The organism is Amycolatopsis sp. NPDC049159, assembly GCF_040648295.1.
Classification (GTDB): Bacteria; Actinomycetota; Actinomycetes; order Mycobacteriales; family Pseudonocardiaceae; genus Amycolatopsis; species Amycolatopsis pretoriensis_A.
Genome location: NZ_JBEZDL010000027.1, coordinates 49,660 through 60,244, shown reverse-complemented (window position 1 = coordinate 60,244; position 10,585 = coordinate 49,660). Strand labels below are relative to the sequence as shown.

Genomic DNA, 10,585 nt, shown 5'->3' with positions numbered 1-10,585 from the left:
CATGGGCACCAGGATCACCCTGCTGGCCGCGGCCGTGGTCGCCGCCGCCGCACTTCCCGCCACCGCCCACGCGGCGGAACCCTGCGTGGGCTCGGCGACGTGCGTCGGCGGGCAGCTGAGCGACGGCACGCCGTACAGCTTCGCCAAACCCGCGCGGTGGAACGGCGCCGTGCTGGTCGACCTGGACTTCGCCGCGGGCGGGCTGTCGAGCGCGCTCACCGCGAGTCTCCTGGGACGCGGCTACGCCGTGGGCGGCACCACCCGCACGGTCACCGGCTGGAACATCGCGCGGGCCATCGACAACCAGGCGGCGGCGCTCGGCCGCTTCGAGACCGCGTTCGGCCCCGCCCGGTACGCGATCGCCGAAGGCCGCTCGATGGGCGGGATGGTCGCCGCCGGCGTCGCGCAGGTGTACCCCGGCCGGTTCGACGCGGCCGTGCCGATGTGCGGCGGCCTCGGCGGCGCGGTGGGGCAGTGGAACCAGAAGCTGGACACCGTCTTCACGCTCAAGACCCTGCTGTTCCGCGATACGGCCCTCCCGGTGACCGGCATCCCCGCCGACGTCCCCGGCACCCAGCAGCAGTGGATTTCGGCGGTGACCGCGGCGCAGGCGACCCCGGCGGGCAAGGCGCGCATCGCGCTCGCGGCGGCGATCGGCCAGCTGCCGGGCTGGGGCCTGGCCCCCGACGGCACGACGACCCCGGTGCCGACCACCGCCGACGGCGTCGAAGAGGGGATGTTCCTGGCGCTGGCGGGCGGGCCGCTGCCCTACGTCGGGCAGGCGGTGAGCAGCCGCCGGGCGATCGAGCAGCTGGCGGGCGGGAACCCGTCGTGGAACACGGGGGTCGACTACGCGCGTCAGCTCACGACGGCGGCCCCGGAGCAGCGGGACACCGTGCGGCGGCTGTACGAACGCGCGGGGCTCGACCTGCGCGCCGACCTCGGCCGGCTCGCCGCCGAACCCCGCGTGTCCGCCGACCCGGCGGCGGTCCGCTACCTCGAGCGGGGCATCGTGTTCACCGGCGACCTGCGGATCCCGGTCCTCACCGTGAACGGCACCGGCGACCAGATCTCGACGGTGGCTCAGCAGGAGTCCTACGGCGCCTTGGCCCGCCGGCCGTCCCTGCTCCGCCAGACGTACGTCCGGACGGCCGGCCACTGCACGTACACGACCGGCGAGCAGCAGGCGGCGATCGACCGGACGCTGACCCGGCTGCGCACGGGCCACTGGCCCGACACGGCACCCCGGACGATGAACGAGCTGGCGACCGCCGCGGACGGCGTGCCAGGGCGTTACCTGCCCTACACGCCGCCGCGGTTCAACCGGATGTACCCCGCGGCCGGCTAGCGCCGCTTGCCGCAGGTCGTCCGACAGCCGGGCCCAAGCGCCCCCAACGGGGTTGTTTCATCGTGGTTGTGGCTGGTGGCAGTGGTTTGGTGGGCGTGTCTGGGTTGTGTGGCATGAAGCCCTCGGCAAGATCGAGCTGTGAGTCAATCACCCGCCGAGGCTTCGGCCCGATTTCTTACCAGGTCACCCTGCCGTTGTCGCGGCAGACCCTGGGCATGGTCGCCGACTTGATCCGTGCCCGGCGGCGTCGGTTGCGTTCCCGTTGGCGCAAAGCCGGCCCGGGCGGGCAGGCGCTGGTGGTGCTGCAACACGACCCGCGCCTGGCCGATCTGGGTGGCGGCATGAGCGTGTCGGCCTCGACGGTGCGGCGCTGGGTGCTGGAAGCCATCGCCTTGCTCGCCGCCCGCGCATCCCGGCTGGAGCGGGTGCTGCGGCGATTGGCCGCCGGTAAGGCGGGGGTGGTGCTGGTGGACGGGACTGTGATCCGGACCCGCCGCCGCACCGGCCAGGCGAACCGGGCCAACTACAGCGGCAAAGCGGACAAGGGGTTCCACGGCCGGCACAAAGACGTTCGTGCCACCGTGACTGCACAGTCTGCGGCGGGGTATGCGAGCAGATCGTGCTGGCTCCCTACAAGGCCGAGGCCAACCGGCCGTTGACCAAGGCTCAGCAGCAGGCGTTCGCGGCGGTGCGCTACGCGGTTGAGGGCGGCTTCGCCGGCCTCAAACCTGGCGCATCCTCGACAAAGCGTCCGGCCCGCCCACACCTGAGCCATTACCAAACCCGATCAACCCACCCTGACCGGCTCGAACCACGATGAAACAACTCCGATGTGGTGTTGGGTGCGTCAGACGCACCCAACGCCACATCGGGGCGCTTGCCCGGGACGCTAGCGCTGCAGCGTCAGGAGGCCCGGCCGCCACGGGAGCTGGTCGTACGGGCCGCTCGCGTTGGGGGACTTGCCCTGGTAGAGGAGCTGGAGGTTGCAGGGGTCGATGGTCTTGGTCTGGTCGGGGTTGGTGCGGACGAGGTCACCGTGGCTGATGTCGTTGGTCCAGGAGGCGCCGCTGTTGGCCTTGCCGGCGAACGGGTTGCTCTCGCTCGCGGCCTGCGGGGTCCACGAACCGCCGAGGCTGCTGGCGGTGAAGGAACGGAAGTAGCGGCCGTTCGCCCCGATCGCCTCGACGATCATCAGGTACTGGTTCTGGCCCTGGACCTTGTAGACCTCGACCGCTTCGAAGAGGTTGTTCGTCGAGTCGCTCATGACGGTCGTGTAGTTCGCGCCGAAGCTGCCGGGGAAGTTGCCGATCGGCATGCTGGCCCGGTAGATCTTGCCGTTGTCACCGGCGAAGAACAGGTACATGTTCGAGCCGTCGGCGATCAGGGTCTGGTCGATCGGGCCGGTGCCGGAGCCGGAGATGCTGCCGGTGAACAGCGGTTGCGGCGACGACCAGCCGTTGGGGTTGGTGGGGTCGCTCGACGTCCGGTAGATGAACGGCCAGGCACCCCACTGGTAGGCGAGCACCCAGATGTTCTTCGGCGCGAAGTAGAACAGCGTGGGTGCCACGGTGCTCTGGTTCATCCCGGTCTGGCCGGCCGAGGCCATGTCGGACCAGTTCGTGAACGGCGTGAAGGCCATCGAGCCGTAGGTCGAGCCCGAGACGTTCGACGCGTAGACGAGGTGCTTGCCGTTGTAGACGACGTTGGTGAAGTCCTTCAGCGAGACCCACCCGTTCTTGGGTGTCGCCAGCACGCCGGACGAGGACCAGCGGTAGGTCGACGGGAGCGAGCAGGTGCCGCCGGGGGTGGTCGAGGTGGTCGGGGTCGTCGGGGTGGTCGAGAGGCCCGTCCACTTCTGGTTGCTGCCGCCGTGGCACGTCCACACCGTGACCGCGGTGCCGTTGGCCGTGCCGGCCCCCGTGACGTCCAGGCAGAGCCCGGACTGCACGCCGACGATCGTGCCGTCGGAGTTCAGCCGCCACTGCTGGTTGGCGCCGCCGTGGCACGTCCAGATCTGCACGCGGGTGCCGGCGGTCGCGCCGCCGGGGACGTCGAGGCACTTGGAGCCGAACACCGTCAGCAGGCCGGCGGCCGTCGACGTCCACTGCTGGCCCGCGCCGCCCGAGCAGTCGTAGATCTGCAGGGTGGTGCCGTCGGTCTGGTTGGCGTTGGGGACGTCCAGGCACCGGCCGGAACCGACGCCGTGCAGGGCGCCGGTGGAGTCGGCCAAGGCCGGCCCCGCCCCCAGCGTCACCGCGGTCACCACCGCCGCCGTGACCGTCGCCGCGGCGGCGAGCGCAGCGATCCTGCGGCTCGTGCTTCGTCTGTTCATGTCGACCTTCTCCCGGTCAGCTGCCTTACTGTTATCGCTAACATCCGCGGGACAGCCTGAGCTTCCGCGTGGACGGTTGTCAATCGGTGCGGCCGGGGTTCCGGGAAGCCGGCCGCCGGTCCGGGTGGCGGCGCACCTCAGGGGCGCGATCTTGCGTCCACAAAGGACGGAACCGTCGTGAAAGTTACATGCGCGCGGGGCCCGGATGTCCTTTTGCCGAGCCGGATTCCGAAAGTTTCGCGAGAATACCGGAGACCGCGCCCGGGCGCTACGGCGCGCGAGAACCCCCTCCGGGACGATCGGCCCCGGAGGGGGTTCGAGCGGGGGAACTCAGGCGCAGGAGGCGCCGTTCAACGTCGGCGACCCGAAGGGCGGTGCGCTGCCGGTGTAGTTCGCGTTGTAGCCGATCGTGGCGGTGGCGCCCGTGCCCAGCGTTCCGTTCCACGCCGCGTTGGCGACCTGGACGACGTCGCCGGTGTCGGTCCAGGTTCCGTTCCAGCCTTGGCTGACGGTCACGCCCGGGGCGGAGAAGGTGAGCGTCCAGTGGTCGACCGACGTCCCGCGGTTCTCGATGACGATCTCGCCGGTGTACCCCGTCGACCACGTGCTGACCACCCGGTGCGTGACCTTGCAGCCGCCCGAGGGCTGCGGGGTCGTGGTGGTGGGCGTCGTCGGAGTCGTCGGAGTGGTGGGGGTGGTGGTCGGCACCGGGCCGGCCGCGACGGCGAGGTCGTAGGCCCGCTGCGGGACGAACTGGCCGGCCGTGGCGAGGCAGCCGTCCGCCTCACCCGGCGGCTTGACCCAGAGGAAGGCGGCGATCCGGCTGTCGCCGGTCTGGTCGGTGCTCGGGGTGCCGATCGCGCGGCCGGCGGGGTCGCACCACTCGCTGCCCTGCGGCCCGTTGCCGTTGCGGCTCGTGTCGACCACCGCCTTCAGCCGCGAGTCGCCGACCTGGTCGAGGACCGCCTTGTCGTAGGCGACCTCGTCGCCGGTCGCGCGGTAGTTGGACACGTTGGTCGAGATGCCGTCGGCGCTGTTGGACACGTCCGCGGCCCGCAGCCGCGCCGCGGCGTCGCCGGGGGAGAGCCAGGCGGAGTGGCCGATGTCGAAGTACACCTTCGCCTGGGACGAGCCGGCCTTGAGCCGCTTGCCCGCGTACGCGATCGACGCGGTCGTCTGGCTCTGCTGGTCGCCGCTCTGGCAGCTGGTCATGAGCGCGAGCACGTCGGGTTCGAGCACGATCGCCGCGGGGCGCCCGGCCAGGCCGGCCGCCACCTGGTCGATCCACGCCCGGTAGGCGTCGTGCGACGGCGCGCCGCCGCCGCTGGCGCCGCCGCAGTCGCGGTTGGGGATGTCGTAGACGACCAGGATCGGGATCTTCCCGGCGGCGGCCGCGGCCCCGGTGTAGGCGTCGACCTCGCCGCGCACCGCCGAGGTGTTCGTGGTGGTGAACCACCTCGCCTGCGGCACCGCGGCCACGCGGTCGCGGATGACCGCGGCGCGCGAGTCGCCGGGGTTGGCCGCGACCCACTTGGCCGCGTTGGTGCCGGGGTCGGTGTAGAACGCGGAGCCCGCCGCCTGCGCACCCGCCCACGTGGTCGTGGCGACGACCCCGGTCACGGCCAGCGCGGCGAGCGCGCCGGCTGTCACTGTCCTGCTTCGCATGCACTTTCTCCTTCGAACGGATCGCCGGAACGAAAGTGCTGGGAGCGCTCCCATCAGTCCAGCACTGTAGCCGGACGGGCTGAATCGGGAAAGAGGCAGCCGGGTGCCTGCGGTCGTCGTCCTACTGTCCACTTCGGAGGTCGTCGTCGTGGCGGAGCTGCTCGTTCACCCAGATCGCGACCTGGGTCCGGTTGCCCAGCCGCAGCTTGGTGAAGATGTGCTCGAGGTGGGTTTCCGCGGTCCGCCGCGAGATGACCAGGTGCACGGCGATCTCCCGGTTGGTCAGTCCGTTCGCGACGAGCCCGGCGATCTCGGACTCCCGCCGGGTCAACGGCGGCAGCACCACGACACCGCCGGTCGGCGGGCGCTCGGTGGCCAGCACGTCGTGCAGGTTCGCCCGGTGCCCTTCGCCGGACAGCTCCTCGAACCGCGCGTCACCGAGCGCACCGCGGGCGGCCTTCACCGCTTCCCGGTGCGGCAGGGCGACGGCCACGCCGGGCTCGGATCCGCACTGGTCCCACAACGCCGCCGCCGCGCCGAACAGCCGGGCCGCCCGCCGCCAGTCCTCGCGCCGGGCCGAGACCCACGCCAAGCCGTCCACCCGGTACGCCGCGGAGAGCAGGTCGGGGCCGCGCAGATCGATGTCCAGCGCGTCGCGGATCGCGCGTTCCCCGGTGCCGAGGTCACCGCCGTAGCAGACTTCCACCACGCCGAGGCCGAACAACGCCATCGAGCGGTAGGAATCGTCCTGCGCCGCTTCGCACAATCGCCGCATGCCTTCGAGCAGCCGTCGCGCCCCTGCGAGGTCGCCGCGGTAGGCCATCGACACGCCTTGGATGAACATCGGGTGCAGCTGCTGCCGGACCTGGCCGCGCGCCTCGAACAGCCGGACGGCTTCGGCCGCGTGCTCGATGGCGTGCGGCTCGACCGCGAGCATCGCGACGAACGCCCGTGCGTGGCAGAGGTAGGGCGCCGCGTCTTCGTCACGGACGGCCTCGGCCCGCGCCAGCCGCTGTCGCGCTCCGGGCAGGTCCGCGTGCAACGCCGAGCACAGCGCGGCGACGGCTTGCCCCCGGGAGCGGCCCGCGGCCTCGGCGGGCGTGGCCGCGAGCGCCCGGTCCGTCCACTCCCGGACCTCCCACACGGCACCGCGGGCCAGCCAGTATTCGAGCACGCTCGTCGCCATCCGCAACGCGATCACGGCTTCCCCGCCGGTACGCAGTGACCACGACAGCGCCGCGCGGATGTCGGCGTGGCCGGCGGACAGCCGCGCGAACCAGTCGTCGCGCCGGGGACCCAGCCACTCGGCGCCCGCTTGCTCCAGGAGCCGGGCGTGGTAGTCGCGGTGCCGCCGGGCCGCGACGTCCGCCGCGCCGGTCTCGGCCAGCCGTTCCTGACCGAACTCACGCAGGGCGTTCAGCATCTTGTAGCGGACGCCGGCCGCGCCCTCGACGCGCAGCAGCACCGACTTGTCGACCAGGCCGTCCACCGCGTCCAGGACGTCGGCGGGCCCGTCGACGGCCGGCAGCTCGAACGGACCGGCGAACACCGAACAACGCTCCCAGACCTCCCGCTCGAGGTCGGTGCACAGGGCGTAGCTGCCCTCGACGGTCGCCCGCAAGGTGCGGTGCCGCTCGGGCAGCGACCTCGCCCCGGTGATCAGCAACGTCAAGCTCGCGCTCACCCGGTCGGCGATCTGGCGCGGCGACAAGGCCCGGATGCGGGCGGCGGCCAGCTCGACGGCGAGCGGCAGCCCGTCCAGCTGCCGGCACACCTCCGTCACCGGGCCGACGTTGTCCCCGGTGAGCCGGAACGACGGCAGCACCGCCGCCGCCCGGTCGGCGAAGAGCCGGACGCTGTCGTAGGCCATCGCCAGCTCCGGGGTCCCGGCGGTCTCCGGCGGCACCGCCAGCGGCGCGACCGGCAGGACGTGCTCCCCGGCGACGCCGAGCGAGCTGCGGCTGGTCGCCAGGACGCGGACGCCGGGGCAGCGCCGGAGCAGGGAGAGGACGAGGCCGGCGCAGCTGTCGACGAGGTGCTCGCAGTTGTCCAGCAGCAGCAGGACGTGGCGGTCCCGCAGGTGCGCGACCACGGCGTCGCGGACCGGCCGGCCGGCGGTGTCGTGCAGGCCGAGGCAGTCGGCCAGCGTGCGGGTGAGCAGGCTCGCTTCGCTCAGTTCGGCGAGGCTGACCACGACCACGCCGTCCGGGAAGGCGTGGGTCATCGAGCTGGCGACACGGCCGGCGAGCCGGGTCTTGCCCACTCCGCCGGGGCCGGTGAGGGTGACCAGGCGGGCCGTTTCGAGCAGGCCGCGCACGTCGTTCTCGTCGCCGGTGCGGCCGACGTAGCTCGTCAGCTGCCCCAGCTCCACCGCGCCGTGGTCGTCCACCGCACACATCGTGATCGAATCCGGTGCGGGTGTCCACTTGGGTTGACGAATACGTAGTTCTCCCGACGCGTCGGGCGGGGGCCGCCGAGCAGACTCGGCGCGCCCGGCGATGCCCGCTCCGCTCCGGAGGTCGACGATGACCACGTCCCAGCCGATTCCCGGCCCCGCCGCGGCGGCGATCGCCCGGGCGATCGTGGCCGGCGTCCGGCACGCGGTGCCCGAGCACGCGCCGCTGTTCGACGCGGACGCCACGGCGTTCGCCGGCACCCTGGTGGCGAATCCCCGCGCGGGCACGTCGTCCGGGGCGGGCGCCTTCCGCCGGGCCGGCGTCGCCGAGCACGCGGCGGGCGGCGAACTCGACCGGCTCGTCCGCGCCTACCAGGCCGGTGGCCGGTGCGCCCTGCCGGTCGTGGCCGCGTTGAGCCACCGCGCCGGTGCCGGCGTCGTCGGGTCGGGTGTGGAGGCGGTGCTGCGCTGCGTCGACGTCCTGATCGGACTCTCGACCGAGGGCTACCGGGCGGCGCAGCGCGCGGCGGTCACCGACGTGCGCGCGGACCTGCTGCACGCGCTCCTCGCCGGTCAGGGGTGGGCCGACCTGGCCGGGCGCGCGAACTGGCCGGTGCCGGAGCGCGTCGTCGCCGTCGTCGTGGCGCCCGGTGCGTGCGTCGGCCCGTTCGGCGCCGAGGTGCTGGCCGACCTGAGCGCCGCGAGCCCGTACCTGGTGCTGCCCGCGGACACCGACCCCGGCCGGGTCGTGGGCGGCACGCCCGCGGCGACCGGCCCGGCCGTGCCACCGGCCCAGGCGGCGACGTCGCTGCACTGGGCCCGGCGGACGTGGAACCTGCGCCGCCGCGGCCTGGCGGCCCGCGACCCGGTCGTCCACTGGACGGACCACGTGGTGACCCATTGCCTGCTCGCCGACGAATCGCTCACCGGCGCCCTCGCCGCGCGCAGCCTCGCGCCACTGTCCGGGCTGCCACCGAAAACGCGCGACAAGCTCGTCGTGACGCTCCACGCCATGCTCGACGCCCGGGGCGGCGCACCGGAGATCGCCGCACGGCTGGGGGTGCACCCGCAGACGGCCCGCAACCGCACGCGCCGGCTGCAGGCCCTGTTCGGCAGTCGCCTGGAGGACCCCGAGGAGCGGTTGAGCCTGCGCATTGCGGTGCGCGCGGACCGCGTCGGCATATAGCACTGCCTTTGCGGAAAGCACAAGGACATCCCCGGACGTGAATCGTGTCCGGGCACGAAATCGCCTCTTGATCTTCGTGCCCGGAGACCGGAACGAGTATTTCCCCGCGAACCGAAACCGGCCCGTGATCTTCCCCGGCGTACGGAGTACTGTTCGGGCACCAATCGGACTCGGGGAAGTGGAGCGATGTCGGAACGATCGCCTGCACAGCATCGGGAAGAACGTGAGTCGGTCGGCCGGGCCGTGATGGGAGTGCTGGTCACCGCCGTTGTCGCCGGGGCGATCTGGACCACCGTGTCCTTGCTGGTTTCGGGCGGGCAGGCGATCTTCGTCGCCGTGGCGGGTGCGGTCACCGGGATCGCCACCTGCGTCGCCGTGTTCTTCGCCCTGCGCCGGGGTGACCAGGTCGCGCGGGCGGCAGCGCAGGCCGAGGCTGCGCGCGACGAAGCCGGGCAGGTGCGCGAATCCGCGCAGTCGGGCAGCCGTGAACTGGCCTGGCTGCTCGATCGGACGGTGCCCGAGGCGGTCCGGCGGCTGCGCAGCGGCTCGGCCGCGGACAGCGTGCTCGCCGAAATCCCGCGTCCCGCCGACGAATTGCACGAGCGCACCCTCCGGTTGCTGATCGACGAGATCGCCACCGGTGAACGCCGCCGCGCCGCCGCGACCGCCGCCTGCGCGAACGCCGCGGGCCGGCTGCAGGCGCTGGCGACCAGCACCCTCGCGGACCTGCGCGAAATGGAGAACCGGTCCTCCGACGCGATGCTCGGGGATCTGCTGAAGGTGGACCACACCACCGCGCAGGCCGGCCGGCTCGCCGACAGCATCGCCGTGCTCACCGGCGCGCGCTCGGGCCGCCGCTGGACGAAACCGATCCGGATGGAGAGCATCCTGCGCGGTGCGCTCGGCCGCATCGGCGCATATCAGCGGGTTCGCGTGCATTCCGCGAGCGGGGTCGCCGTCGTCGGTTACGCCGCGGAAGACGTCATGCACGCGCTCGCCGAACTGATGGACAATGCCACGAAGTTCTCGGCGCCGTCCGAAGAAGTGCACGTTTATGTCGAAGATCTGCACAACGGGGCAGTCATCACCATCGAAGACGGTGGCCTCGGGATGAAGGCGCAGGCCCTCGTCCGCGCCGAGCGCGCGGTGTCCCTCGACGAGCCGCTCGACCTGACCGCGATGTCGGGGACGCGGCTCGGGCTCGCCGTCGTCGGCTGCCTGGCGCGCAAGCACCAGCTGCACGTCTTCTTCCGCCCGTCCTCGCGCGGCGGGATCGGGGTCGTCATGCGGATCCCGACCCAGCTGATCACGCAGCCGCGCCCGGATGTCCTGCCGGAGAAGGAAGAGCAGCCCGCCGCCGTCGCGTGGCCGGGGCCCGACACGAGCCACGAAATCACCGGTGACCTCATCGAGCCGTCGGAACTGCCGAAGCGCTCGCGCGGGCAGACGCTGACCGCCGCGTCGCGCCGGCCGCCGTCGCCCACGCCGAGCACGGCCCGGGCCGAGCGGGACACCGGTTCCCGGTTCGGTGCCTTCCAGCAGCGGCGCAGCGGCGGTCCCACGCCGTCGCACCGCGCCGCCACCCCGGCGGAGACCGGCGAAGACGCGTGACCTCCCACACCCGACCCCGCCAGATTGGAGCGAGGGGACCCGCCTGCC

Annotated in this window: 7 protein-coding genes; 4 read left to right on the top strand and 3 right to left on the bottom strand. The window is 72.6% G+C overall.

What is annotated here, in order from left to right; all coding sequences use genetic code 11:
- Nucleotide 1 precedes the first annotated feature (1 nt).
- A complete protein-coding gene (locus AB0B33_RS39240) occupies nt 2-1,348 on the top strand; it encodes a DUF6351 family protein (RefSeq protein WP_360781566.1) in 1,347 nt (448 codons plus the stop codon).
- Between the two features lie 113 nt (nt 1,349-1,461).
- Entirely contained in the window at nt 1,462-2,007 is a 546-nt protein-coding gene (locus AB0B33_RS39235) for a hypothetical protein (protein ID WP_360781564.1), read from the top strand.
- A 230-nt stretch (nt 2,008-2,237) separates the two neighbouring features.
- Here AB0B33_RS39235 and AB0B33_RS39230 read toward each other — a convergent pair whose 3' ends face one another.
- The 3 genes from AB0B33_RS39230 to AB0B33_RS39220 all read right to left on the bottom strand — a co-directional run bounded on the left by AB0B33_RS39230 (nt 2,238) and on the right by AB0B33_RS39220 (nt 7,743).
- Nucleotides 2,238-3,680, bottom strand: coding sequence for a non-reducing end alpha-L-arabinofuranosidase family hydrolase (locus tag AB0B33_RS39230; protein ID WP_360781562.1), 1,443 nt, complete (start codon nt 3,678-3,680; stop codon nt 2,238-2,240).
- Nucleotides 3,681-4,010: 330 nt separating this feature from the next.
- Nucleotides 4,011-5,330, bottom strand: a complete 1,320-nt coding sequence (locus tag AB0B33_RS39225; protein WP_360781660.1) for a glycoside hydrolase family 6 protein — start codon at nt 5,328-5,330, stop codon at nt 4,011-4,013.
- A 136-nt stretch (nt 5,331-5,466) separates the two neighbouring features.
- Nucleotides 5,467-7,743, bottom strand: coding sequence for a LuxR C-terminal-related transcriptional regulator (locus AB0B33_RS39220; protein ID WP_360781560.1), 2,277 nt, complete (start codon nt 7,741-7,743; stop codon nt 5,467-5,469).
- Between the two features lie 127 nt (nt 7,744-7,870).
- Between AB0B33_RS39220 and AB0B33_RS39215 the strand changes: the two genes are divergently transcribed.
- Nucleotides 7,871-8,926, top strand: a complete 1,056-nt coding sequence (locus tag AB0B33_RS39215; RefSeq protein ID WP_360781559.1) for a helix-turn-helix domain-containing protein — start codon at nt 7,871-7,873, stop codon at nt 8,924-8,926.
- Nucleotides 8,927-9,172: 246 nt separating this feature from the next.
- Complete coding sequence (locus AB0B33_RS39210) at nt 9,173-10,537, top strand: ATP-binding protein (protein WP_247022551.1); 1,365 nt, start codon at nt 9,173-9,175, stop codon at nt 10,535-10,537.
- Nucleotides 10,538-10,585 lie beyond the last annotated feature (48 nt).